25 protein-coding genes are annotated in these 25,642 nt (G+C 54.0%); 7 read left to right on the forward strand and 18 right to left on the reverse strand.

All coding sequences use genetic code 11. The annotated features are described in order from the left end of the window. Positions 1-103: 103 nt before the first annotated feature. Positions 104-796, reverse strand: a complete 693-nt coding sequence (locus WJU16_RS07255) for an ATP-binding cassette domain-containing protein (RefSeq protein ID WP_341837657.1) — start codon at positions 794-796, stop codon at positions 104-106. A gap of 333 nt (positions 797-1,129) precedes the next feature. On the opposite strand from WJU16_RS07255, the gene WJU16_RS07260 reads away from it, so the two are divergent. Next, positions 1,130-1,501: a BlaI/MecI/CopY family transcriptional regulator gene (locus tag WJU16_RS07260; protein WP_341837658.1), complete on the forward strand. Its 372-nt coding sequence runs from the start codon at positions 1,130-1,132 to the stop codon at positions 1,499-1,501. Then, positions 1,498-2,751 carry a M56 family metallopeptidase gene (locus tag WJU16_RS07265; protein WP_341837659.1) on the forward strand — a complete coding sequence of 418 codons (1,254 nt, stop codon included), beginning with the start codon at positions 1,498-1,500 and terminating at the stop codon, positions 2,749-2,751. Before WJU16_RS07260 ends, WJU16_RS07265 begins: the two co-directional genes overlap by 4 nt. A gap of 73 nt (positions 2,752-2,824) precedes the next feature. On the opposite strand, the gene WJU16_RS07270 is transcribed toward WJU16_RS07265, so the two are convergent. Further along, on the reverse strand, positions 2,825-4,003 hold the full coding sequence (locus tag WJU16_RS07270; RefSeq protein ID WP_341837660.1) for an AIR synthase related protein: 1,179 nt from the start codon (positions 4,001-4,003) through the stop codon (positions 2,825-2,827). A 98-nt stretch (positions 4,004-4,101) separates the two neighbouring features. Between WJU16_RS07270 and WJU16_RS07275 the strand changes: the two genes are divergently transcribed. Further along, positions 4,102-5,037 (forward strand): bifunctional riboflavin kinase/FAD synthetase, encoded by a 936-nt coding sequence (locus WJU16_RS07275; protein ID WP_341837661.1) that lies wholly within the window; start codon positions 4,102-4,104, stop codon positions 5,035-5,037. Here the strand turns inward: WJU16_RS07275 and holA are convergent. Both holA and WJU16_RS07285 read right to left on the reverse strand, forming a co-directional pair. After that, the gene (holA, locus tag WJU16_RS07280; protein WP_341837662.1) at positions 5,026-6,024 is read right to left on the reverse strand and encodes a DNA polymerase III subunit delta; all 999 of its coding nucleotides are present in this window, start codon (positions 6,022-6,024) and stop codon (positions 5,026-5,028) included. The two genes, WJU16_RS07275 and holA, sit on opposite strands and share 12 nt — an antisense overlap. A 24-nt stretch (positions 6,025-6,048) precedes the next feature. Beyond that, positions 6,049-6,774, reverse strand: a complete 726-nt coding sequence (locus tag WJU16_RS07285) for a 3'-5' exonuclease (RefSeq protein ID WP_341837663.1) — start codon at positions 6,772-6,774, stop codon at positions 6,049-6,051. A gap of 106 nt (positions 6,775-6,880) precedes the next feature. Here WJU16_RS07285 and WJU16_RS07290 point away from each other — a divergent pair, with 106 nt between their 5' ends. Beyond that, positions 6,881-7,840: a hypothetical protein gene (locus WJU16_RS07290; protein WP_341837664.1), complete on the forward strand. Its 960-nt coding sequence runs from the start codon at positions 6,881-6,883 to the stop codon at positions 7,838-7,840. Positions 7,841-8,080: 240 nt separating this feature from the next. Continuing rightward, positions 8,081-8,500, forward strand: coding sequence for a response regulator (locus WJU16_RS07295; protein ID WP_341837665.1), 420 nt, complete (start codon positions 8,081-8,083; stop codon positions 8,498-8,500). A gap of 91 nt (positions 8,501-8,591) precedes the next feature. Here the strand turns inward: WJU16_RS07295 and WJU16_RS07300 are convergent, their stop codons facing one another. Continuing rightward, the gene (locus tag WJU16_RS07300) at positions 8,592-10,232 is read right to left on the reverse strand and encodes an ATP-binding cassette domain-containing protein (protein ID WP_341837666.1); all 1,641 of its coding nucleotides are present in this window, start codon (positions 10,230-10,232) and stop codon (positions 8,592-8,594) included. A gap of 139 nt (positions 10,233-10,371) precedes the next feature. Between WJU16_RS07300 and WJU16_RS07305 the strand changes: the two genes are divergently transcribed. Beyond that, positions 10,372-10,938 carry an HdeD family acid-resistance protein gene (locus WJU16_RS07305; RefSeq protein ID WP_341837667.1) on the forward strand — a complete coding sequence of 189 codons (567 nt, stop codon included), beginning with the start codon at positions 10,372-10,374 and terminating at the stop codon, positions 10,936-10,938. An 80-nt stretch (positions 10,939-11,018) separates the two neighbouring features. Here WJU16_RS07305 and WJU16_RS07310 read toward each other — a convergent pair whose 3' ends face one another. The 8 genes from WJU16_RS07310 to WJU16_RS07345 form a co-directional block, all read right to left on the reverse strand. Further along, positions 11,019-13,142: a S9 family peptidase gene (locus WJU16_RS07310; protein WP_341837668.1), complete on the reverse strand. Its 2,124-nt coding sequence runs from the start codon at positions 13,140-13,142 to the stop codon at positions 11,019-11,021. A 72-nt stretch (positions 13,143-13,214) separates the two neighbouring features. Continuing rightward, positions 13,215-14,603: a Gfo/Idh/MocA family oxidoreductase gene (locus WJU16_RS07315; RefSeq protein WP_341837669.1), complete on the reverse strand. Its 1,389-nt coding sequence runs from the start codon at positions 14,601-14,603 to the stop codon at positions 13,215-13,217. Positions 14,604-14,764: 161 nt separating this feature from the next. After that, on the reverse strand, positions 14,765-15,508 hold the full coding sequence (locus tag WJU16_RS07320; RefSeq protein ID WP_341837670.1) for a succinate dehydrogenase/fumarate reductase iron-sulfur subunit: 744 nt from the start codon (positions 15,506-15,508) through the stop codon (positions 14,765-14,767). Positions 15,509-15,537: 29 nt separating this feature from the next. Continuing rightward, positions 15,538-17,511 carry a fumarate reductase/succinate dehydrogenase flavoprotein subunit gene (locus WJU16_RS07325; protein ID WP_341837671.1) on the reverse strand — a complete coding sequence of 658 codons (1,974 nt, stop codon included), beginning with the start codon at positions 17,509-17,511 and terminating at the stop codon, positions 15,538-15,540. Between the two features lie 21 nt (positions 17,512-17,532). Next, positions 17,533-18,216 carry a succinate dehydrogenase cytochrome b subunit gene (locus WJU16_RS07330; protein ID WP_341837672.1) on the reverse strand — a complete coding sequence of 228 codons (684 nt, stop codon included), beginning with the start codon at positions 18,214-18,216 and terminating at the stop codon, positions 17,533-17,535. Positions 18,217-18,320: 104 nt separating this feature from the next. Beyond that, on the reverse strand, positions 18,321-18,884 hold the full coding sequence (locus WJU16_RS07335; RefSeq protein WP_341837673.1) for a hypothetical protein: 564 nt from the start codon (positions 18,882-18,884) through the stop codon (positions 18,321-18,323). Between the two features lie 21 nt (positions 18,885-18,905). Next, complete coding sequence (gene murQ / locus WJU16_RS07340; RefSeq protein ID WP_341837674.1) at positions 18,906-19,718, reverse strand: N-acetylmuramic acid 6-phosphate etherase; 813 nt, start codon at positions 19,716-19,718, stop codon at positions 18,906-18,908. Between the two features lie 54 nt (positions 19,719-19,772). Then, positions 19,773-20,576, reverse strand: coding sequence for an N-acetylglucosamine kinase (locus tag WJU16_RS07345; protein ID WP_341837675.1), 804 nt, complete (start codon positions 20,574-20,576; stop codon positions 19,773-19,775). A gap of 115 nt (positions 20,577-20,691) precedes the next feature. Here WJU16_RS07345 and WJU16_RS07350 point away from each other — a divergent pair, with 115 nt between their 5' ends. Further along, positions 20,692-22,308: a S41 family peptidase gene (locus WJU16_RS07350; RefSeq protein ID WP_341837676.1), complete on the forward strand. Its 1,617-nt coding sequence runs from the start codon at positions 20,692-20,694 to the stop codon at positions 22,306-22,308. Positions 22,309-22,526: 218 nt separating this feature from the next. Here the strand turns inward: WJU16_RS07350 and WJU16_RS07355 are convergent, their stop codons facing one another. The 5 genes from WJU16_RS07355 to der form a co-directional block, all read right to left on the reverse strand. Next, on the reverse strand, positions 22,527-22,943 hold the full coding sequence (locus WJU16_RS07355; RefSeq protein WP_341837677.1) for a hypothetical protein: 417 nt from the start codon (positions 22,941-22,943) through the stop codon (positions 22,527-22,529). An 83-nt stretch (positions 22,944-23,026) separates the two neighbouring features. Then, positions 23,027-23,569 carry a hypothetical protein gene (locus WJU16_RS07360; RefSeq protein ID WP_341837678.1) on the reverse strand — a complete coding sequence of 181 codons (543 nt, stop codon included), beginning with the start codon at positions 23,567-23,569 and terminating at the stop codon, positions 23,027-23,029. 113 nt (positions 23,570-23,682) lie between these two features. After that, on the reverse strand, positions 23,683-23,913 hold the full coding sequence (locus WJU16_RS07365) for a hypothetical protein (RefSeq protein ID WP_341837679.1): 231 nt from the start codon (positions 23,911-23,913) through the stop codon (positions 23,683-23,685). A gap of 114 nt (positions 23,914-24,027) precedes the next feature. Beyond that, positions 24,028-24,231 (reverse strand): hypothetical protein, encoded by a 204-nt coding sequence (locus WJU16_RS07370; RefSeq protein WP_341837680.1) that lies wholly within the window; start codon positions 24,229-24,231, stop codon positions 24,028-24,030. An 80-nt stretch (positions 24,232-24,311) separates the two neighbouring features. Further along, a complete protein-coding gene (gene der, locus WJU16_RS07375) occupies positions 24,312-25,625 on the reverse strand; it encodes a ribosome biogenesis GTPase Der (protein ID WP_341837681.1) in 1,314 nt (437 codons plus the stop codon). Positions 25,626-25,642 lie beyond the last annotated feature (17 nt).

The following is a 25,642-nucleotide window of genomic DNA, read 5'->3' on the forward strand; positions in this document are numbered from 1 at the left end:
ATAAATTATTACTCGCTATTTTTCCGGTGCAAAGGTAAGAAGATAAATGGCAAGTTCCAAATAGAATTATTTGGAACACCCTACCTGTAAACCAATGCTTTATCTATACAAAATTTACTGCTGCATTGTCCGTCACCTGCCCGTTTTCCGTGCGCAGCACGCGCGACGGGAACTTCTGCAACACGATGTAATCATGCGTCGCCATCACGATCGTAGTACCGTCTTCCCGGCAAATCCGGAACAACAGCTGCATGATCCCGTCGGAAGTTTCCGGGTCCAGGTTGCCCGTGGGCTCATCCGCCAAAATCAGCTTCGGCCCGTTCAGCAACGCCCGCGCGATATCCACACGCTGCTGCTCCCCGCCCGACAACTCATACGGCATCTTAAACCCCTTCGTGGCCAGGCCCACCTTATCCAGCACGTCCGCAATCTTATCCTCAATCTGCTTCTGCTCCGTCCACCCCGTGGCCTTCAGCGCAAACTTCAGATTCTCATGCACCGTGCGGTCCGTCAGCAACTGAAAGTCCTGGAACACCACGCCCAGGTTCCGGCGAAGGTAAGGCACCTTCTTCCAGTCCATCTTCGTCAGGTCGAAACCCGCCACCTGACCGGAGCCTTCCCGCAACACCAGGTCGCCGTACAGCGTCTTCAGCAGGCTCGACTTCCCCGTGCCCGTTTTCCCAATCAAATACACAAACTCGCCCTTATTGATCGAGATGTTCACGTCAGACAGGATCAATGAACTCCCCTGGTAAATATTAGCGTTCGTCAGCTGGACTATCGGTTGATCAACCATTAATTTCCTGTTTTAAAATCCAAAAATAATTAAATCCTTGTCATCCACCCGCATTCAATAATAACTATAAAATTAGTTTGTAAACTAAAATAATAGTTATACATTCGTTACAGCATCGGGAAATGCGGAATTCCGGTGACGGGACAGCGCTTTTCAGGCGCCCCTCAGCAATGGCTCCGTACAGATACAGTAGGGATACCGTACTGTAACCGTACTAAAACAAAAACCGGCAGTCCGGTAAACAACCGTAAAAAATACAACCGCATAGGCGGATGTATCATCAAAAATAATTCCATCGGGCTTTCAAACCGCCCCGCCATAAACAGCGACACAATGAAAACACTGACAAAAGCCGAAGAACAGATCATGCAAGCCCTCTGGGCGCTCGGCCCCTCTTTCGTGAAAGACATCATCACCGTGCTCCCGGAGCCGCAGCCGCATTACAATACAGTTTCCACACTCGTTAAAATCCTCGTCGACAAAGGATTTGTGGACTTCAAGGCTTTCGGGAAGAGCCACCAGTACTACGCGCTTGTTTCCAAAGCCGAATATAGCAGCCGTACCGTGCAAAATCTTGTAAAAGGGTACTTCGGCGGTTCCTTCGCCAACCTGGTATCGTTCTTTGTCAAGGAGAAGGATATCTCGGTCAGCGACCTGGAACAGTTGCTGGAAGAAATTAAAAAATCTAAAAATCAGCACCCATGAGCCCGATCCTCATGTATCTGCTAAAAGCCGCCCTGTATTCGGGCCTGCTGTTCGCCTATTATTGTGTGGCGCTCCGCAACCAACGGCAGCACCGCTGGAACCGGGCTTACCTCCTGACCCTCACGGCCGCCAGCCTCCAGCTCCCCCTTGTGCGCATCCCGCTCCCCGGCGACGCCGCCGCTTCTTCCGCCATCCTGCGGTACACCGCGGCCGCATTCGAAGTGAATGGAGGCGGTGCTTCCGGCAACGCAGGTTCCTGGCAATGGGCCTGGATCGCCTACGCACTCGTGGCCGCCACGCTGCTCAGCCGCTTCGGTTACGCCATATGGCAGCTGCGCAACCTCATCCGCGGGGGCCGCAGGCAGGTGTCATCCACTTACCAGCTAATCCTCCACCCTTCCGTTTCCTCACCATTCAGCTTCTTCCGGTACATCTTCTGGAACCCCGGCACGGAGACCCTTTCCGCCGAAGGCCGCCACATGCTTCAGCACGAGCAGGCGCATATCCGCAAAGGCCATAGCTGGGATACGCTTTTCATGGAAACGGTTACGGCCCTCTGCTGGATCAATCCCTTCTTCCATCTCGTGAAGAAAGAATTATCGATCGTCCATGAATTCGAAGCCGACGAAGTGCCCGCAGGAAACGGACAAACGGCCGCATATGCCGAAAACCTCCTCCGCCAGGCGCTGCATGCTCCTTCCGCCCAATTGCTCATTCACCATTTTTCTCAACCGCCCGTAAAACGCAGAATTATGATGCTTACCCGCCATTCCAAAACACGTCATGCCGCCATCCGCAAACTGATGGCACTCCCCCTCGCCGCAGGTATCCTTTTCGCTACCTCCTGCACACAGCAGGATCCAGCCGCACCGGTAGCGGAAACACCCTCCCCTGCTCCGGAAGCCGTACAATCTGCCCCCACGGCCAGTAACGAAATCTTCACTTTGGTGGAGCAACCGCCCAGCTTCATCGGGGGAGACGAAGCGCTGAATGTATACCTGGGCGACAACATCCGCTATCCCAAAGAAGCCATTGATAAAGACACCAAAGGAACCATTTTTGTGCAATTCGTGGTACGGGCCGACGGCTCCATCTCTGACGTAAAAACTGTCGGAAAAGTGATCGGAAGCGGACTGGAACAAGAGTCCATCCGTGTCGTAAAAAATATGCCCAAATGGAAGGCTGGCAAGCAAAACGGCAAGTTTGTAAACGTTCAGTTCGTGCTGCCCATCCGTTTCGTGTTGGAATAGGTTAACTTTCAACAATAATCGAAAAGCCGGCGGCCCAAACGGACCGCCGGCTTTCGTGTATGCATGATTGCGATTATTTGTATTCGAAAGTTCCGTACTCGCTTTTCACTGTTACTTTTTTCTCGGGAGCCGCTTCCACACGGCCCACGATCTTCGCGTCGATGTTGTAGGTCTGGCTGATGCGGATAAGATCTTCCGCGATTTCAGCGGGAACGTACAATTCCATGCGGTGGCCCATATTGAACACCTGGTACATCTCCCTCCATTCGGCGCCGGATTGCTCGCGGATCAGCTGGAACAACGGGGGAACGGGGAAGAGATTATCCTTGATGACGTGCAGGTTTTCGATGAAGTGCAGCACCTTGGTTTGCGCGCCACCGCTGCAATGCACCATGCCGTGGATCTGCGGGCGGAACTGCTCCAGCATGTGGCGGATCACCGGCGCGTAGGTGCGCGTGGGCGACAGTACCAGTTTGCCGGCGGTGATCTGGCCGAATCCCGGAACGTCGACCATATCGGTCAGCGCTTTTTTCCCGGAGAACACAAGCTCCTGCGGGATGGCGGGGTCGAAGGATTCGGGGTATTTTTCGGCGACGGTTTTGTTGAAAACGTCGTGGCGCGCGGAGGTGAGGCCGTTGCTGCCCATGCCGCCGTTGTATTCGCGTTCGTAGGTGGCCTGGCCGTAGGATGCGAGCCCTACCACCACGTCTCCCGCCTGGATGCGGTCGTTGGAGATCACATCGCTGCGCTTCATCCTGGCGGTAACGGTGGAGTCCACGATCACGGTGCGCACAAGGTCGCCCACGTCCGCGGTTTCGCCGCCGGTGCTGTAGATGCCCATGCCATAAGAGCGGAGCTCTTCGAGGATTTCTTCGGTACCGTTGATGATGGCGGCGATCACTTCGCCGGGGATGAGGTTTTTATTGCGGCCGATGGTGGAAGACAACAGGATGTTATCCGTGGCGCCCACGCAGAGGAGGTCGTCGGTGTTCATGATGATCGCGTCCTGCGCGATGCCGCGCCATACGCTGAGGTCCCCCGTTTCTTTCCAGTAAGCGTAAGCCAGGGAGGATTTGGTGCCCGCCCCGTCGGCGTGCATGATATTGCACCACTGTTCGTCACCACCGAGCAGGTCGGGGATGATTTTGCAGAAAGCGCGGGGGAAGAGCCCCTTGTCAATATTCCGGATGGCGTTGTGCACATCCTCTTTGCCGGCAGAGACGCCTCTTTTGGCGTAAAGGTTTTGGTCCACGAATGATCCTTTGGTTTGCGATTAAAGTGCAAAAGTATTGTAATCCCGTCAAAACATTTAGATTTGCACGGCGTTTTTGCAAATATGACCGTTCCACCATGCAGGTTCACAGAGATTTAAAGAAATTGCCCGCTTTCCGGAATGCCGTGATCACCATCGGTACTTTCGACGGGGTGCATACCGGGCACCAGCACATCCTCCAGCAACTGCAGGAAGCCGCGCACGCATGCAACGGGGAAACGGTCATCATCACCTTCGACCCGCACCCGCGGGAAGTATTGGCGGGCGACAAAACCGTGCGGCTGCTCACCACGCTCGAAGAAAAAATCGAGCTGCTGGCGCACTGGGGCATTCATCACCTGGTGGTGGTCCCCTTCACCCGCGAGTTCTCCGAGCTTTCCGCCACGGCTTACCTGGAAGATTTTCTCATCAGCACTTTCCGTCCGCACACCATCATCATCGGTTACGACCACCGTTTCGGCCACAACCGCGAAGGCGGCCTCGAGTTGTTGGAAGCGGAGCAGGAAAAATATGGTTTCCGGCTGCTGGAAATCCCCCAGCAAGTGATCCACGACGCCGCCGTCAGCTCCACCCGCATCCGTAAAAGCCTCCAGGAAGGCGACGTCCGTCTGGCCAGCGAGCTGCTCGGTTATCCGTATTTCCTGCAGGGCAAAGTGGTACACGGCGATAAAATGGGGCGCAAGCTCGGTTTTCCTACCGCCAACATCTCCCTCAACGATTACCGCAAACTCATCCCAGCGCAAGGCGTTTACGCCGTAACGGTATCCGTCGGCAACGGCGGCGCGCTGTTGCAGGGCGCGCTCAACATCGGCACCCGCCCCACTTTCAATGGCTCGGAACTACGCATCGAAGTGTTCATCCTCGATTTCGACCGGGAAATTTATGACGCGGCTATCCGGGTCGATTTCCTGGAGTATATCCGGAGCGACCGCAGGTTCGACAGCGTGGAAGCGCTCGTCATGCAAATGAAAAACGATGTGGAGCAGGCCCGCGCGATCTCGTCAAGGCCGTAAGATCCTGTATACCATTTCCTTCATCAGTTCACCGTCTTCGTTACCGCTATCGCCGATGCCGATGCTGCGCAGGTTATATTGGGCGAGCAGCAAAATGGCGCGCTCAGTGCCGTTGGGACCGAAGTTCCTTGCGGCGGACATGTAATCTTTCAAAAAGAACGGGTGCACGCCCAATGCAGCGGCCATTTCCTTTTCGCCGCCTTTGGCGCCGAAGAGGAGGTTGATTTTGGCGAAGTAGCCGTATAGGGACGGGATGACTACCTGTATCGGCGCGGCTTTGGGGTTGGCGGAGAAATATTTGATGATACGCATGGCCTTGCCGAGGTCCATCTGGCCGATGGCGTTCTGCAGCTCGAACACGTTGTATTCCTTGCTGATACCCACGTATTTCTCGATATCGCCTTCATCGATTTTTTTGCCCTGCGGGAGGTTGACCATCAGTTTTTCGATCTCGTTGGCGATGCGGCTGAGGTCGTTGCCGATGTGGTCGGCCAGCATGATGCAGGCTTTTTCGGAGATGGCGAGGCCCTGGGAGCGGACGTACGCCTCTGCCCACTGGGGGATCTGGTTGTCGTAGAGTTTTTTGGTGGAGAGCATGACACCACGGTCTTTGACGAGCTTGGCCATTTTGGAGCGGCCGTCGAGCTTGCCTTGTTTGTGGGCCACGACGAATATGGTGGATTCGAGGGGTTTATCGATGTAGGGTTCGATTTTGAGGAGGTCGCGCATGCCCTGTGCTTCCTTGAGGATGACCACCTGGCGTTCGGCGAACATGGGATACCTGCGGCAGGCGTTGATGACGGTGGCCCAGTCGGTGTCTTTCCCGTACAGCACGGTGAGGTTGAAGCCTTTATCGGCTACAGTGAGCAGGTTGTGTTCGGCGTAGTTCACCACCTGGTCGATAAAGAAATCCTCCTCCCCTTCGAGCCAGTAGAGCGGTTTGAACTTATTGTTTTTCCATTCCTTGATGATATCCTGGTAATCCATAACCCTGTCTGTTTCAATCCAAAATTAGCTGACTACTTCCACGCCGTTCTTTTCCATAAGGGGGAGCCCTTTGAAGCGGAGCAGGAGCTGGCCAACGGTGAGCACGTCTTTCTGGCAATACTCCGCGATGCGGCGGAGATTTTTTTCTTCCCAATATACTTTCCCGACCTGGCTGCCGTCGATATCGTCTTTCGGGGTGGGAATCCCGAGAACGGCGGCGAGCAGCTTGAGGGAGGTGTAGTTCCGGAAATCCCCGAACCGCCAGATCTGTAGGGTGTCCAGCAGGGGCTGTTCCCAGGGTTTGAGCTGGTGGAGCTGGAGGGGAGCCGGGAGGGCGAGGCCGTTAATGATAGCGCGGCGGCAAATATAGGGAATATCGAATTCGCGGATGTTATGCCCTGCGAACTGGAAGCGCTGCATTTTTTGATGGAATCGCGAAACGGTATCAAGAAATCCTGCGAGGATTTCTCTCTCGTCGTCTCCATAAAAAGATTTTATACGCAATTGATACTGACCATTTTCCGTAAAAAAGAACCCGACGGAAATACATACGATCCTGCCGAATTCGGCCGTCAGCCCCGCTCTTTCGAAATAGTCGGCGGCGGGATTTTCAGAATCTGGCAAAGTTTTTGCATTCTTCTCTAACCATAGCGCCTGCAACTCGGCCGGGAGCTGATCCAACGAAGATGTTAGCGGAGTGGTTTCTATGTCAAGCAATAATAACTGGTCGAGCGCAACGGTATATAACACAGCCTACAATTTTTATAAGCGTGTAATTTAGTTAAATTTTAACGTTTCAATTTCGAGGGAAAAATTTTACCCATATAACAATCTAATATCAAAAACATCAATCACTATGGCGGAAAACACCTTTAACGCTGGAACGCCCAATCCCGGGCCTGAAAAACCAAAAAGCAACAAGAACGGCCTCATATACGGTATCCTCATCGCTGCACTCGTAGGCACCTGGGGTTACATGTATTATGACAAGAGCCAGTCCAGCAAGGAGATCGCTATCAAAGAAAACCAGCTGGACACGATTACCAATTCCCGTAACGAGCTGCAGGCGGAATACGACGCCGCCCAGGCCCGGCTGGATGATCTGATCTCCCAAAATAGCCGGATGGACAGTCTCGTGAAAAGCAAGGATAAAGAAATCGCGGACATGAAAGGCCGTATCACCAGCATTCTCAGCAACAAAAACGCCACCGCCGCCCAGCTGGCGGAAGCGCGCAGGCTGATCGAAGAGCTGAAATCCAGAACCGAAGGTTATGTGCAGACGATCGAACGCCTCGAAGGCGAGAAAATCGTGCTGGCAGGCGAGCGTGATTACGCCCGCAAGGAGCGCGACTCCGTAACCACGGTGAAAGACAGCCTTGGCAAACGGGTGGATCTCGGCTCTGTGCTGCATGCATCCAATATCAAGCTGTCGCCCATCAACGTGCGTAAAAACGGCAAGGAAGAAGTGACGACCAAAGCCAAACGCGCCGATATGATGCGCGTGTCTTTCGATCTCGATAACCGCATCGCTACCACCGGCGACAAGGAAATTTACGTTTCCATTACGGCGCCTGACGGTTCCCCCCTCGCAGTGGAAGCCCTCGGCAGCGGCCGCTTCACCCTGGAAGATGGCACCGAGAAGCTCTACACCGTGAAGAAAACCGTTTCTTACCAATCCGGCGGCATCACACCCGTTAGCATGGACTGGAAACAGAATTCCGATTTCAAACCCGGCGACTACGCGGTAGAAATCTACCAGGACGGCTTTAAAATCGGCGCAGGCAAAGTAAACCTGAAAAAAGGCGGCCTCTTCTAAAAAGAACGATAGACAATCCAACATTCATAGAAAAAGGGTATGGCTCCGGTCATACCCTTTCTTTTTACCCCCGGTTGTTAAAATTTGGTTATTCCAGATTAAAAAATATTAATATTAAAATAAAATTAACTTTCTTTGCGGTGAAATTACGAAGCGGCCTGGATAGAATGTTTTGTGGAGCCCTTCTCGGTAAATACCTATGCTAACGGAAATGGAATTGCGGACAGAAAACGAAATTTTATGAAGCAATTCGACAATAAAATTGACATGGCAAAGCATAAAGTAGTTTATGTAATCGACGACGATGAGATTTTCCACTTTATTGTAAAGAAGATGTTTGGTTTGCAGGGATGGGACGTGAGGGTCAATTCCTTTTTATCTGCCGAAGACGCGATTGAGGATTTGAACGATTTCGCGGCCCGGCGCCTCCCCTGCCTCATCATTCTTGACATGAACATGCAGCGGATGAACGGCTGGGATTTCATCGAAGCTTTCCGGGAACTCAAAACGCGGCTCACCACAGATGTGCCCATAATCATGTGTTCCTCTTCCATGAACATCCAGGACATGGAGAAAGTGAAAAGAACCCCCGAGCTGATGGCCTACATCACCAAACCGCTCGACAAACACAAAATGAAAGTAATCGAAGAATATCTCTGAACGCCAGAGAGCTAATACCCAAAAAAGTAACCCATAAAAAAAGAGCGGACATGATCCGCTCTTTTTATTTTATATCCAGGTTAAGTTCTGATTAAGCATTCACCGGCTCGCCGTACATCTCGGCGCGCAGGGTTTTCACGCGCTCGTCGGACAGGTATTCGTCGAACGTGCAGAGGCGGTCGATGATGCCCGCGGGCGTGATCTCGATGATGCGGTTGGCCACGGATTGCATGAACGTGTGGTCATGCGTGGTAAATAGCACGATCCCTTTGAAATCCTTCATGCTTTCATTGAAAGACTGGATGGATTCCAGGTCGAGGTGGTTGGTAGGCTCGTCGAGGATCACCACGTTCGGGTCTTGCAGCATCATGCGGCTTACCATGCAGCGTACTTTTTCGCCACCGGAGAGCACGGAGGTTTTCTTCATGATCTCGTCACCGGAAAACAGCATTCTTCCGAGGAAACCGCGGAGGAAGGGCTCGTCTACATCGGTAACGTGTGCCGGAACGTACTGGCGGAGCCAGTCGAGCAGGTTGTAATCGCTTTTGAAGAAAGCGGCGTTATCGTCGGGCAGGTAGGCTTTGGTAACGGTGGTGCCCCATTCGAGCTTGCCGCCGTCGGCCTGCTGGTCGCCGTTGATGATATCAAAGAAGGTACTGAGGGCCAGGTGATCTTTGGAAAGGAAAGCGATTTTATCGCCTTTATTCACGGAGAAGGTCACGTCGCTGAAGATCTTGCGGCCGTCGATGGATTTCTCGAGCTTTTCAACGTTCAGGATCTGGTTGCCTACTTCGCGCTGTTGCTTGAAGATGATGCCGGGATATTTGCGGCTGGAGGGCTCGATGTCTTCGATCACCAGCTTATCGAGGGCTTTCTTACGGGAAGTAGCCTGTTTGGATTTGGAAGCGTTCGCGGAGAAGCGGGCGATAAAGTCCATGAGGTCTTTACGCTTGTCTTCCATCTTCTTGTTCTTGTCGGAAATCTGGCGGGCGATCAGCTGGCTGGATTCGTACCAGAAGGAGTAGTTACCGGTGAAGATCTTGATCTTGGCGCGGTCTACGTCGGCCACGTGCGTACATACGGCGTCGAGGAAGTGACGGTCGTGGCTCACGACGATCACGATGTTTTCATAATCGGCCAGGAAGTTTTCGAGCCACCCGATGGTTTCAACGTCCAGGTGGTTCGTGGGTTCGTCCAGCAGCAGGATGTCGGGGTTGCCGAAGAGCGCCTGTGCGAGCAGCACCCTTACTTTGAGGGCCCCGCTCAGGTCTTTCATCAGGGTTTGATGCAGTTCTTCTTTCACGCCCAGGTCGCCCAGGAGCACTCCGGCGTCGGATTCGGCCGTATAGCCGCCCATCTCACCGTATTCCGCTTCCAGTTCGCCTGCACGCATACCGTCTTCCTCGGTAAAGTCTTCCTTGGCATAAATGCTGTCGCGCTCATGCGCAATGTCCCAGAGCTTTTTGTTGCCCATGAGCACCGCGTTGAGTACGGTTACCTCGTCGAACTCATAGTGGTTCTGTTTCAGAACCGACATGCGCTCGCCGGGGGTAATTTCCACGGAACCCTTGTTCGGCTCGATCTCGCCGGACAGGATTTTGAGGAAAGTGGATTTGCCGGCCCCATTGGCGCCGATCACTCCGTAGCAATTGCCTTTCGTAAAGTTGATATTCACTTCATCGAACAAAACCCTTTTGCCGAAAGAAAGCGTGACATTTTTTACACTGATCATACCTGGCTGAATAAATTTGAAGCCGCAAAGATACGAAATCCCGGGCATAAGTCCATGCCTCCTGTAACAGCTGCAAAACCCCATTATTGAACATTTTAGGGATATGTATTGTTATCAAGGACAATCAAATCATATTACCATGATCCACGAACTATCCAAATACTGGGGATATATTGTTTTCCGCGGCGTGATCGCTATCCTTTTCGCCATTTTCGCCTTCATCTGGCCAGCCCTCACCCTGTCGGTCCTCGTGATCTTCCTGGGGGCCTATTTCCTGGTCGACGGGATATTTTCCATCATCCATGGTTTCCAGATCATGAAAAAGGACGAAAGCTGGTGGACCTTCCTGCTGATTGGCCTCATGGGGATCATCGCTGGCGGGCTGATGCTCTTTATGCCGGGTATTACGGCGATTTTCCTGGTAACGCTGGTAGCTATCTGGGCCGTTGTGACAGGGCTCCTGGAAATTATTGTCGCCATCCGCCTGCGCAAGGAGCTTACAAACGAATGGATGCTCATCCTGGCGGGGATCCTGTCGGTTGTGTTCGGCATATTGCTGTTTATGCAGCCGGTTGTTGGCGTGGTCGTTTTAGCCTGGTATCTCGGCTTTTACGCCCTGTTCCTGGGCGTCTTCCTCCTTTCGGTGGGCTTCCGGCTGCGGAAAGTCCACAAGAGCTACGAAAATCAACATGGGAAACACGCCTGATAAAGGTTTGCTTGTATGCATAGGGATAAAAAAAGGCCTCCCGTTTTTCGGAAGGCCCTTTCTGTATGCAGTGAATGCGTTTATTTTTCGATACCGAGCAGGTAGAACATGAATGCGTATTGCAGCGCCACGTCTTTCAGCGCCTTGAACCTTCCGCTCGCGCCGCCGTGGCCGGCTTCCATATTGGTTTCGAGGAGCAGGAGGTTGTCGCCTTTCTTCTTTTCGCGCAGCCTCGCCACCCACTTGGCCGGCTCGAAATACTGCACCTGGGAGTCGTGCAAACCGGTGGTCACCAGCATGTTGGGATATACTTTCGCTTCCACGTTATCGTATGGCGAATACGATTTCATGTAATCGTAGGAATCTTTGTTTTTCGGGTTCCCCCATTCGTCAAATTCACCGGTCGTCAACGGAATGCTTTCGTCGAGCATGGTAGTTACCACATCCACGAAAGGCACCGCCGCAATCACACCTTTCCAGAGCTCGGGGCGCATGTTCACCACCGCGCCCATCAGCAATCCGCCGGCGGAACCGCCCATAGCGAAGAGATGCGAAGTATCGGTGAATTTATTTTCGATGAGAAACTCGGCGCAGTCGATGAAATCCGTGAAAGTGTTTTTCTTCTTGAACATCTTCCCGTCTTCATACCACTGCCTGCCCAGCTCCTGACCGCCGCGGATATGCGCGATGGCGTAGCAGAAACCACGGTCGAGCAGGCTGATGCGGCTGGAGCTGAAACCCGGTTCCATGCTCGCGCCGTAAGATCCGTAACCATACAGCAACAACGGCGCCTGCCCGTTCTTTTCAAAGCCCACTTTATACACCAGCGAAATCGGCACCCGCGTCCCGTCGTCCGCCGTGGCGAAAACCCGCTCCGTCACATAATTCTTCGGATCGTACCCGCCGATCACTTCCTGTTGCTTGCGCAGCGTTTTCTCCTTCGTTTCCATGTTGTATTCGAAGGTGGATGCCGGCGTCGTCAGGGAAGTATAGCTGTAGCGCAGCACCTTGGTATCGAGCTCGGGGTTGGAGATGACGGAAGCCACGTAAGCCGGTTCGCCAAAGTCCAGGTAATGCTCCTGCCCGTTTTCGGGAATGATGCGCACCTGCGACAACCCGTTTTTCCTTTCGCTCATCACCATGAAGTTGTTGAAGAGCGTGAAACCCTGCAGTAATACGTCCGGCCGGTGCGGGATCACTTCTTTCCAGTTGTCCATCGTCGTTTTGCCGACGGGTGTTTCCATCAACCGGAAGTTCCTGGCGTTGAGATTTGTTTTGATATAAAATTTATCTCCGCGGTGGTCGATTTCGTAGAGCATGTCCTTCTGCCGGGGCTGGATCACGCGGAAAGCGCCGTCGGGTTTGGATGCGTCAAGGATGCGCGTTTCGGACGACAATGTGCTTTCGCTGCTGATGGTGATGTAATCGCGGGAACGGGTGCGGCCTACCCAGGTGGAGAAGGTTTCGTCGGCTTCGTGAAAGATCATGACATCTTTGGCGGGATCCGTTCCAAGTACATGGCGATAGATTTTTTCGACGCGCAGTGTTTGCGGATTTTTGGAGCCGTAGAAGAAAGTTTTATTATCCTTCGCCCAGGCGATGCCGGGGTCGGCGTTGGGAATGGTTTCGGGATAAAGCTCGCCTGTTTCCAGATTCCTGATCCGCAGGTCGTACTGGCGGCGGCTCACCGTGTCCTGCGCGTATACGAGGAGCCGGTTGTCGGGGCTCACGTCGATGCTCCCCACCTGGAAGTAGGCATGCCCTTTGGCCAGGTCGTTCACGTTCAGGTAAACTTCTTCCGGCGCCGTGTCTGCTCCTTTCTTCCGGCAATATACCGGGTATTCCTTTCCTTCTTCATAACGGGTGTAATACACGTAACCGTTCTCAAAAACCGGGGCGCTTTCGTCTTTTTCCTTAATGCGGGCCTTCAGTTCGTCGAATAGCTTGTCGCGGAAGCCGCGCACGGGCGACAGCATCGTGTCGGTGTATTTGTTTTCTGCTTCCAGGTAAGCGATTACTTTCGGATTCTCGCGTTCGTTGAGCCAGTAATACTCATCATTCCGGGTATCCCCGTGAATCGTCATTTCATGCTTGATCTTCTCGGCCACGGGAGGCGGCACGTTCACTTTTTCCATTTTTTTATCTTTTTGGGCGCAGGCCGAGAACATCACGGCGGCGCAGGCGGTAAGGGGCAGGAGGCGCATATGAGTGGTTTAGCATCAATGAATATAAGGAAAACAAATAAAATCGGGGCCGCGTGGGCCCCGATTTTGTAACTATTTGATTTTCATCTTTACCGGATCCCAGTTGATGAGCTTCTTTTTAAAATAGCTTTCGTTTACAGCCAGGGCTGGCCCTGCGGCACGAAGACCGAAAGTGGCGTCTTCCACAACCGGCTTGCCGCTGCGCATGGATTCGAAGAAGTTGGTGAAGTGGTCCAACCGGTCGTCGTACCCTCTCGGCGCCGAATACTTGATATCTTCCCTCCGTTCCTGTTTGCGGTCGGCTTCGCTGTATTTGGACATATAATCTTTCACGAAGGCTTCCTGCTGGTCTTTGGTGAAGGTGTTATAAGTATCCCATCCGCCGTAACCAGGGGCTTTGGGCAGTTTGTGCTGTTTGATGGTGAAGTCGTTCCAACCGAGTTCCATGACGCCTTCGGTACCGATGAGGCGGGTGTATTCCCCACCGCCGCCGCCGTCTGCGAAGTTCACGCGCAGCTGCACCTGGAATGCCGGGTGTTCGGGGGTTTCGGGGTATTCGAATATGGCTACCATCAGGTCGGGTACGTCGCGGCCATCCTGCCACTGCACGAGGTTGCCACTGGCGAAGATGCGGTTGGGGCCTTTGGAGCCGGTGATGAAGTGCAGCCCGGTGATGAGATGCACGAACAGGTCGCCGGGAACCCCTGTACCGTAGGCCTGGTAGTTCCTCCAGCGGAAGAAGCGCACCGGATCGAAGGGCATTTTCGCGGTATCTTTCAGGAATGTGTTCCAGTCGATGGTGGAAGGCGAAGCATCGGTGGGGATGGAATATTGCCATGCGCCCAGGGCGGAATGCCGGTCGATCTTGGCTTCCACGAGGTTCAACCGCCCGATATCTCCTGCTTCGTAACGGCGTTTCGCTTCGGCGAGGGCCACGCTGCTCACACGCTGGCTGCCTACCTGTAGGATGCCTTTGGTCCGCTGCTGCGTGGCGATCACCTTATGCCCTTCCTCGATCTGCTGGGTCATGGGCTTTTCAAGGTAAACGGCTTTGCCTTTTTCCAGCGCGGCGATGGCCTGCGTATCGTGCCAGTGGTCGGGCGTGGCGATGATCACGGCGTCAACGTCTTTACGTTCCAGGATCTCGCGGTAGTCGCGGGTGGTCTGGATGTGGTTGCCATACACGGATTTGGCTTTTTCAAGGTGGCCGTCGTACAGGTCGGCCACGGCAACAAGCTCAACGCCGGGTACTTTCAGCGCGCAGGTTACGTCGCCGAAGCCCATGATGCCCATGCCGATGCCGGCGATACGGATTTTATCGTTAGCGCTTACGCGCTGTTCAGGTTGAAGGAGGACCCTCCGGCCGGATGCTGCTGCCAAACCGGCGAGGGGAGCCGCGCCGATAAGGGCGGCGGTGCTGCCTAGGTCACGTAAAAACTTGCGACGGGAATTATTTGCCATAGGTCCAAGATAGGAAAGCACGGGAGGAAAAACAACAAGCCGGGATCAGTGGCCGTACGGTTTGGTGAGCGGCGGCCCGGCGGGAAAGAGAAAAGCCGGTCCGGAGCAGATACCCCGGGCCGGCTTTTGCAATTGCCTTATAGTCAATGTTACTGATGCGATCAGGAAGTAAACCCTGCGCTGAAGAACTCGCGGTTCAGGCGGGCGATATTGCTGATCGAGATGCCTTTGGGGCACTCGGCTTCGCAGGCGCCGGTGTTGGTGCAGGAACCGAACCCTTCCTTGTCCATCTGCATCACCATATCTTCCGCGCGGGAAGTGCGCTCGGGATGCCCCTGCGGCAGCAGTGCCAGCTGGGAAACCTTGGCCGAGGTGAAGAGCATTGCGGAAGAGTTTTTGCAGGCAGCTACGCAAGCGCCGCAACCGATGCAGGCAGCAGCGGCGAAGGCAAGGTCTGCATCCTGTTTTTCGATGGGAATCGCGTTTGCGTCTACCGCATTACCGGTATTTACGGAGATGTAACCGCCGGCCTGGATGATACGGTCGAACGCGGTGCGGTCTACCGTCAGGTCTTTGATTACAGGGAAAGCCGCCGCGCGCCAGGGTTCCACCACGATGGTGTCGCCGTCGTTATAGGCACGCATGTGCAGCTGGCAGGTGGTGGTTTGGTCCCACGGGCCATGCGCACGGCCGTTGATATACATGGAGCACATGCCACAGATGCCTTCGCGGCAATCGTGGTCGAATGCGATCGGTTCTTTTCCTTCGTTTATCAAACGCTCATTCAGGACGTCGAACAATTCCAGGAAAGACATGTCTTTCGAAACGTCCGAAACTTCGTAGCTTTCGAAGCGGCCTTTGTCCTGTGCGTTCTTTTGACGCCAAACTTTTAATGTGAGCTTCATAATTTGCTGTTTTATATCCCTTATCAAACTTATTTATAGCTGCGCTGGGTCGGATGAACGATCTCGAATTCCAGTGGCTCTTTATGCAGTTCGTAGTTGCTCTGGCCTTTGTATTCCCAGGCGGCAACGAATGCAAAGTTCTGGTCGTCGCGCTGTGCTTCGCCTTCGGCATCCTGGTATTCTTCCCGGAAGTGGCCACCGCAGGATTCGTTGCGTTGCAGGGCGTCGCGGCACATGAGCTCGCCCAGTTCGAGGAAGTCCGCCACACGGCCGGCTTTCTCCAGTTCGGGGTTCATTTCGTTCATTTCGCCGGGGATGCGCACATCTTTCCAGAACTCTTCGCGGAGCGCCTGGATTTCCTTGATGGCTTCTTCCAGCCCTTTGGCGTTACGCGCCATACCGCATTTGTCCCACATGATTTTCCCGAGCGCCTTGTGGAAGTGATCCACGGAATGCTTGCCCTTGATGTTCATGAGTTTGTTCAGCGTTTCCGTTACCCGGTTTTCCGCTTCCACGAATGCGGGGTGGTCGGTGGGGATAGCTTTGGTATGGATATCTCCTGCGAGGTAGTTGCCGAGGGTGTAGGGGATCACGAAGTAACCGTCGGCCAGGCCCTGCATGAGGGCGGACGCGCCGAGGCGGTTAGCGCCGTGGTCGGAGAAGTTCGCTTCGCCGAGGGCGTACAGGCCGGGAACGGTGGTCATCAGCTCGTAGTCTACCCACAAGCCGCCCATCGTGTAGTGCACGGCGGGGTATATGCGCATAGGGGTTTCATACGGGTTTTCACCGGTGATCTTGGCGTACATATCGAACAGGTTGCCGTATTTCTCGGCTACCACTGCTTTACCCATTTTGATGATCTCTTCTTCCGAAGCATGATCTTCGCCACGTTTACCTGCTTCGATCTTGCCATAACGTTTGATCGCGTCGGCATAATCGAGGTACACGGCCATTTTGGAAGTGCCTACGCCAAAGCCTGCGTCGCATCTTTCCTTGGCGGCGCGGGAGGCCACGTCGCGGGGAACGAGGTTACCGAAGGCGGGATAGCGGCGCTCCAGGTAGTAGTCGCGCTCTTCTTCGGGAATATCGGTGGCTTTGCGTTCGTCGTTTTGTTTTTTGGGTACCCAGATGCGGCCGTCGTTACGGAGCGACTCAGACATCAGCGTGAGCTTCGACTGGTGGTCTCCGGAAACCGGGATACAGGTCGGGTGGATCTGCGTGAAGCAGGGGTTGCCGAAGAAGGCGCCCGCTTTGTGGGCCTTCCAGGCGGCAGTTACGTTGGAACCCATAGCGTTGGTGCTCAGGAAGAACACGTTGCCGTATCCACCGGAGCAGATCAGCACGGCATGGCCGAAATGGCGCTCGATCTTGCCGGAAACCAGGTTGCGGGCGATAATGCCGCGCGCCTTGCCGTCGATCTTCACCACTTCCAGCATTTCGTGGCGGGTGTATTGCTTCACGTTACCGAGGGCAACCTGGCGCTCCAGGGCGGAATAAGCCCCGAGCAGCAGCTGCTGGCCCGTTTGGCCGGCGGCGTAGAAGGTACGCTGTACCTGGGTACCCCCGAAAGACCGGTTAGAAAGCAATCCGCCGTACTCACGGGCAAAAGGAACTCCCTGCGCCACACACTGGTCGATGATATTGCCGCTCACTTCAGACAGGCGGTACACGTTGCCTTCACGGGCACGGTAGTCACCACCTTTTACGGTATCGTAGAAAAGACGGAAAACAGAGTCACCGTCGTTTTGATAGTTCTTGGCTGCGTTGATGCCACCCTGCGCGGCGATAGAGTGCGCGCGGCGGGCGGAGTCCTGGAAGCAGAAAACCTTCACTTTATACCCGAGCTCGCCGAGCGCTGCGGCGGCGGAGGCGCCGGCCAGACCGGTCCCTACCACGATGATCTCGAGTTTCCGCTTGTTGGCCGGGTTTACCAGCTTAACAGTGCTTTTATAATGGCTCCATTTGGTCTCCAGAGGGCCAGCAGGAATTTTTGCGTTCAACATAATATCCTTGCTTTAGCTTTATCAGATTTGTTTAATGTAAATGTACACGGGGATCACGGCGAAGAGCAGCGGGATCAGGATGCCAAACAGCCAGAGGCCGATGAAATTGATCATGCCGTTGTACTTCGGGTGGTTCCAGCCGAAAGTCTGCATCGAGCTTTTGAAACCGTGGATCAGGTGGAAAGACAGCGCAATCATGCCGATCACGTACAATGCCACCAACCCGATGTTCTCAAAGGCAAACCATACAGCCTTGTACAGATCACCCACTTCCTTGCCTTCATAAGTGGCACTGTCCAGCGAACCGAAGTGCATCTTCCACCAGAAATTGGCAAGGTGGATCACAAGGAAAATAAGGAGAAGGCTACCCATCACCGCCATCTGACGGCTATACCACGAGGAGGTAGAATTACCCGGCTTAACTGCGTATTTCACCGGACGGGCTGCCCGGTTTCGGATTGTCAGCTGAATGGCGAGGAAAGCGTGGATAAGGATCACCACTTTAAGCCCCCAGGCCAACGTCTGGATCAGGGGATTGTGTCCCATGAAATCCGCATACAAATTAAAGGCCTGACCACCATCGTCTTTCATCAACGACAGGTTGCCGGCCAGGTGCACGATCAAAAATGTGCACAGGAAAAAGCCGGTGGCACCAACCAGCAGTTTTTTACCAATGGAGGTTGAAAAGAATTGCGACCATTTCATAAGATACGTTCTAAGCTTCCTTTAGTATGAATAAATAAGTGAAATGTCGGGCAAATTTATAACATGAAAAATTAAAACCAAATGATAAATGTCACGAAAAAAGCTTATTCCAGACGCCTCATCATCCAGTTGTCCACGAGATTAAACAAGTGTTGCGGCAGAAAGGTTCGCCACTTCGGCTCGTCCATCAGGTGTACATAATTGTCCAGCCGCGCGTTCTCGAACTCCTCCCGCGTCTGCTGCGGCAGGTTCAAAAGCACCACCCAGCCCCCGTCGTCCCGGATATCCTCCCACCACTCTTCATAATAACAGTCGTCGGAGGAATAAAAGTTCAGGACATTCTCGCCAATCAGTATGAATTTATTGATACCATGTGAAACCAGCAGGTCGATCACATCCCGCTTCAGCGTCATGATGTTGTTCTCCACCGCGTCGTTCCATTCCCCGATCAGCTCAATAATCGCATAGTTGAACTGATAATCCGCGAATAGTATCTTCATGTACAGGTTCGGCGCGCCGAAGTCGTCCCACTGCGGATGGATATAATAATTATAAACGGTGTTGGTGAATTCGAACTCGCTGTACTCACGTCCGTAAAAGGGCGACAGTTCATCTTCCTCGGCCGTGTACAGGTGCCGCCAGTTATAAAAGGGTTCTATCTCATGCATGCCGGCAATTTATGCAATTTTTCATTTTCTGCTTTCCACCGCGCGCTTCACGCTGCCGTATTCCAGCAACAACCCTTTCGCCGTTTCGTAGTCGGACAGCTGGAGCTGCTCCATCACCATCTTCACGCCACGGTCTACCAGCTTTTCGTTGCTCAGCTGCATATTGACCATCTTATTATCTTCCACCCTTCCCAACTGGATCATGACGGTGGTGGAGATCATGTTGAGCACGAGCTTCTGCGCCGTTCCGGATTTCATCCGCGTGGAACCGGTCACGAATTCGGGGCCTACCACCACTTCCACGGGGAAGTCGGCGTGTTCGGAAACCGGGGACCCGGGGTTGCAGGAGATGGAACCCGTGACAATACCGTTTTCACGGCAGGTTTTGAGGGCGCCTATTACATATGGAGTGGTGCCGCTCGCCGCGATGCCCACAACCACGTCTTTATCGGTGATGTTCCATTGCTGGAGGTCACGCCAGCCCTGCTCGCGGTCGTCTTCCGCATTTTCCACGGCCCTGCGGATGGCGGAGTCGCCACCGGCGATAAGCCCTACCACCAACCCCTGAGGCACGCCGTACGTTGGCGGGCACTCGGAAGCGTCGAGGATGCCGAGCCGGCCGCTCGTGCCGGCGCCCATATAAAAGAGGCGTCCGCCGGCCAGCATCTTGTCGGCGATAGCGGCAGTCAGTTTCGTAATCTGGGGGATGGCCTTCTCAACGGCCAGGGGAACGGTTTTGTCTTCGTTGTTGATATTGGTCAGCACTTCCTGGATGGCCATGGTTTCCAGGTGGCGGTAATGGCTCGGCTGCTCTGTGACTTTGGTAAATGCCATAAAGTTAATCTTGATCTTCGTGATATAATGCCAGTCCGTCCATCGGGTTCTTGATCACCCTTCCCAGCTGGAGCTCGTAGAGGTCGCAGAGGGCCTGGAGGACGTCGCGGAAGTGGAAGGCGATGCTGCCCGTAAAGTGCAGGGGGCGGTCCAGCTTTCGCTGTATTTATAAAGATGATTGAAGAAGAACTCGTTGAGTCCGTCTTCCAGGATGTTTTCGATCATGAAATGCCCGCGGTTTTCGGCCAGGAAGGGCGCGAAAGATGCGAGAAAGCGGTTGGGGAGCGGTTGACGGTACACGGCGTCGAGGATCTCGTCGCGGCTGATGTTGAATTTCTGGTCGAACCGGTACCGGAGGTCTCCGTCAAAGGTTTCGTATAGGTAATATTGGAGCACTTTTTTGCCGAGGTAGGCGCCGGAGCCTTCGTCGCCCAGTACGAAACCGAGGCCGGGATTGTTCTTTTCGATGTCTTTCCCGTTGAAGTAGCAGGAATTGGATCCGGTGCCGAGGATGCTGGCGATGCCGGGCTCGTGGCCGCAGAGGGCGCGGGCGGCGCCCATCAGGTCATGGGAAACCTCGATTTTCGCCTGGGGCCACACGGTATGGAGGGCCTTGTGGACCAGTTTCACATTGTTCTCCGCCTTGCAGCCGGTACCGTAAAAAAAGACCTTTTCGGGCAAAATACCATCCATCTGCGGCAGCAGCTCCGCCCGGATCGCTTCTTCTATCTGTATGCTGGTCAGAAAATAAGGGCTCAGGCCCTGCGTCATCCAGGTTTGCCGCCGCTTTCCATCTATCAGGCACCATTCCGTTTTAGTGGACCCACTATCCGCCACCAGCTTAACTTTCGAAGGCATATCCGTTGGTTTATGAAATTAAGATTGAGATGATGATGTTTTGCTTGTGAATATGTTATTTTTGTCACAAGTTAAACAAAAGGGTGGATTCCCCTCAACGTTTTAAATATTCATAATGTCGGACAACAGAAGATTAAAAGTTTGGCTGCCTCTCATGTTTGCCTTCGCGCTGGCGCTGGGCATGTACCTGGGGCACAAGATGCCAGCTGCCCGGAACAGCGATTCCGTCAGTTTTTTCCTGAACAAAAGGAGCTCCCTGCAGGAAGTGCTCGACCTGCTGAAATATAATTACGTAGACACGCTGGACGTAGCCACTATACAGGAAGAAGCCATCGAAGGCCTCCTCTCCCACCTCGACCCGCACTCCGTCTACATCCCTCCGGCCGACGTGCAGGAGGTGAACGAAGACCTCGACGGCAACTTCGAAGGCATCGGGGTAGAGTTTAACATTATCCGCGATACCGTCAACATCCTGAGCGTAATCGCCGGCGGCCCCTCCGATGCGGCAGGCGTGCTTACGGGCGACAAAATCCTGAAAGTGAACGACTCCGTGAACGTAGCCGGGAAGAACATCACCGCCGAGGATATCCGCAAACTGCTCCGCGGCCCCCGCAATTCGCAGGTGAAAACCCAAATGCTGCGCGGCGCCAAACAGCTGGATATCACCATCACCCGCGGTGTCATCCCCCTGAACAGCGTAGACGCGGCCTATATGACGGCTCCCGGCGTCGGTTATATCAAAATCAGCAAATTCGCCGCCACCACCTACACCGAGTTCCTCGAAGCCGCGCGCAAACTGGAAAAACAGGGTATGAAGAAGCTGGTGATCGACCTCCGCCAGAACGGCGGTGGCCTCCTCGACGCCGCCACCCGGCTGGCCGACGAGGTGCTGGATGGTAATAAACTCATCGTGTATACGCAGGGTAAGAACTCCCCGCGCCAGGACTACACCTGCTCCCGCCCCGGCGTGTTCGAGAAAGGGGACCTGGCCATCCTGATCGACGAAGGCTCCGCTTCCGCCAGTGAAGTACTGGCCGGCGCCGTGCAGGATTGGGACCGCGGCATCATCATCGGCCGCCGCAGCTTTGGGAAAGGCCTGGTACAGGAGCCTTTCGAGCTCGACAACGGCGCTACCCTTCGCCTGACCATCGCCCGCTATTACCTTCCCTCCAACCGCAGCATCCAGAAGAGCTACGACAACGGCCGTGAGGCATACGACGAAGACATCGCTAACCGCTATAACCATGGCGAATTCCTGAACGGCGACAGCATCCGCCCGGTGGATTCCAGCCTGAAGTTCCGGAAACCCGGTCCCAGCGGCGCTATTGTGTACGGCGGCGGTGGCATCACCCCGGATGTATTCATTCCTTTTGACACCACCCGTTATTCCGAACTACTCACCGGTTTATACAACCGGAACGTGTTTGGCGACTACGTGTATCAATATTATACCGCCAATGCCACGGAATTCAGCGGCTTTAAGGACGCGTCCGCCTTCAACCGCGAATGGAACGTGAGCGACGCGATGATGGCTGGTTTCCGCGCCCTCGCTGCTGAAGAAGGCGTGAATATGTCGCGCGCAACGGCGAAAGACAACGAGGAGATCCGCCTCCGCATCAAAGCCCTCCTGGCCAGGCAGCGCTGGCGCAGCGAAGGTTTCTATGAAGTCTCCAACGCCGGCGACCCCGCCATTGAAGCGGCGATAAAAAAATTGAGCACAGAAAATAATTAGCAAATACAAACGGCCGGCGCTTCCCGCACCGGCCGTCTTTTATACCGGAACGGATCTGTCCCTTCCGGCTTTTTTATTATTTTGCGGGACGATGTTTCCCTATATTCTACGCATCATCATTGCGATCTACGTTATTTACATCCTGCTGCCAGACAAAAAGAAAAAGCAGCCTTAACATCCTTTAATTCTTACCTCTACGTCCACCGGCACGAAATCGACTATTGACTTATCGCTGGTGCGAGCCGCATATAACGGATGCAACACATCGTCGTGAGCAGGTAGGCCCCCACCAGCCGGAGGTAAAACCAGGCATCGGCGAGCACATCCGATCGCAAAATCGCCCATACCAGCCCAAAATTCAGCGCCAGAATAATGGGCGCCCATCGTGCGGCGTGATGTCGCAAAGCGTCGTCATCCGCCCCGGTAGCAAATTTTCGCATGACGAGGTAGCTAAAAACAGGCAGCGACGGAAGACCGAAAAGTACGGAGGCGGATATCAGCAGGAGGAGCAAAAATGCATCAATTGCGAGGTTACCCGGCATCCGTTCGAAAATGGAGATGGTGAAAATAATGGGGGAAATGGCCACGCTGGCCAGCCATATGCGCAGGGCATACCAGAAGGGGGTGGATTTCATAGGCTTCAGGTTCGGTTATAGGGTGTATTCTGCCTCAAAAGTAAGGCATCCCCGGCACCGGGCCTATGACATGAAAGGGGGAATCAACGGTGGCGGAGGCGCGCCCGTTCTTCTTCGTAATCGCGGCGGAGGTCGCGCAATTCCTGTTCCAGCTGGCGCTTGGCGATTTTCTGCTCTTTATCGCTGCCGTAGTTGCGTTTTTCGAACTCTTGCGTCCGGCGGGCGCGGTCGTGCTCATACGATTCCTTCAGCTGGCGCAGTTCATCTTCCTCGATGATATCTTCCTGCACGGCGTCCATCTTCTGCTGCAAAACGGTCATTTTTTTATCCATTTCCGCTACCGTGGCGGGATTACGGATCACCGTGCGCACGGTTTCCATCATATCCACGAGCACTGTGCGCAGGGTTTCGCCATGTTGCGGGGAAGCCTGCGAAAAATCGAGCGTGGCGGGATCGAAACGGGAAAAAGCCGTGAGGATACTGTCCCGTGTGGGTTGCGGGAGCTGTGCCAGGCCGCGGAGATCCGTCCCGGGAAAACGGAATACGTAGCTGCCAGGGTCGTTTTGGGCGGTGGCGAACACATACAGGCTGCAAAGCAGCATCACGGTGATCAGGCTTCGTTTCATGGCGAAGGTGCGTTTTAATGGGTAACGCATCTGAACAATTGCTGTGCCAAATAGCAAAAATCCCTCCGGCCGGGCCGGAAGGATTTATATGCATTGACGTAGATACTACGGTGTTAGCGGGGACCAGTGGCGCTATCGGTGCCAGGAGTAGGGGCCGGATTGGGCGCGCCGGGGTTCAGGTTGGTTGAATCCGTTGCCATGGATGAATCCGGCAAAGGCGCGGTTTCTTCCATTGTTGCGGGCGCTTCCGTGGGAACAGCAGTAGAATCTTCGTTGGTAGCTGAGTTGTTGTTGCAAGCCGCGAAAAGTCCTGCGGCAAATGCAAGGAGAAATAACTTTTTCATCTGAGATATGGTTTTTTATGGTTTAATACTCCCATATCGGAACAATGACTGTGCCAAACAAAAAAATCCTTCCGGTTTGCACCGGAAGGACCATATACTTTCATCAAACGCTAATTAGTGTTTGTGAGCGCTATCAGCGGCAACAGCAGCAGAATCAGCTACAATAGCAGCGGAATCAGCTACTACGGGAGCAGCTTCAACGGGAGCAACAACCGGGGAATCAGTTGCAACTGCAGTAGAGTCAGAAGAAGTAGAAGCTGCGTTGTTGCAAGCTACGAAGGCGCCAACGGCGATAGCGAGTACGAATAATTTTTTCATGTTGATGTTTGTTTTAAAACGCCGCAAAGGTATTCAAAAATCCTGTATTACAAAATAAATTATAATGTAATCCGGTCATTTTATTTCTTTCTGAAGAAAATCCGGATCGGAACACCCTGGAAATTAAAGTGTTCACGCAGCTTGTTCTCCAGGTAATTTTTATACGGCGTTTTGATATCGTCGGGCAGATTCGCGAAAAACGCGAATGCCGGCGTGTGCGTCGGCAACTGCGTCACGTATTTGATTTTGATAGCTGTTCCGCGAACCACCGGCGGGCGGTGCGCCTCGATCGCCTTTAGCATGATATCGTTCAGGACCGAGGTCTGCACTTTGCGCTGGCGGTTATCGTATACTTCCAGGGCGGTTTCCACGGCTTTGAAGATGCGCTGTTTCTCGATCACCGAGCCGAAGATGATGGGCACATCAGTAAACGGCGCGATGCGGTTGCGGAGCTCTTTTTCGTAGTCGCGGGCGGTGTTGGTTTCTTTCTCCACCAGGTCCCACTTGTTCACGAAAATCACGAGGCCCTTGCCTTTGCGGGCGGCGAGGCTGAAGATGCTGAGGTCCTGTCCGGCGATGCCTTTTTCGGCATCGAGAACGAGTAGGCAAACGTCGGCTTCGTCCACGGCTTTGATGGCGCGGATCACGGAATAGAATTCGAGGTCTTCGTGCACTTTGGCTTTCCGGCGGATACCAGCCGTGTCGATCAGCATGAAATCCTTCTGGAAGAGGCGGTAGCGGGTATGGATGGTATCGCGGGTGGTGCCGGCGACATCAGAAACGATGTTGCGCTCTTCGCCGACGAGGGCGTTGAGGAGGGAAGATTTACCCACGTTCGGCTGGCCGATGATGGCGATTTTGGGGATGCCTTCGTTTTCGTCGGTAGCCTGTTCTTCGTCGGGGATGAGGGCCGCGATCTCGTCGAGCAGTTCGCCGGTGCCGCTGCCTGTCATGGAGGAGAGGAAGTGGATGTTTTCGAAGCCCATGGAATAGAATTCGGCGGCTTCGAGCTGGCGTTGCGGGTTATCGACTTTATTGACGGTGAGGAACACGGGTTTGGAGGAACGGCGGAGCAGGTCGGCCACGTCGGCATCGAGGTCGGTGATGCCGGTGGTAACGTCGCACATGAACACAAGCACATTGGCTTCTTCCATGGCGATTTTCACCTGTTTGCGTATTTCGCGTTCGAAGACATCGTCCGACTTGGCGACGAACCCGCCGGTATCGATGACGTTGAAGGTTTTTCCGTTCCAGTCGGCGATGCCGTACTGCCGGTCGCGGGTAACGCCGCTGACGTCGTCCACGATGGCCTTTCTTTGTTCTAGGAGGCGGTTGAAGAGGGTGGATTTCCCAACGTTCGGGCGGCCTACGATGGCTACAGTAAACCCTGGCATATTGTTCTGATTTTAAA

Source organism: Chitinophaga pollutisoli, assembly GCF_038396755.1.
In the GTDB taxonomy this organism is placed as follows: Bacteria; Bacteroidota; Bacteroidia; order Chitinophagales; family Chitinophagaceae; genus Chitinophaga; species Chitinophaga pollutisoli.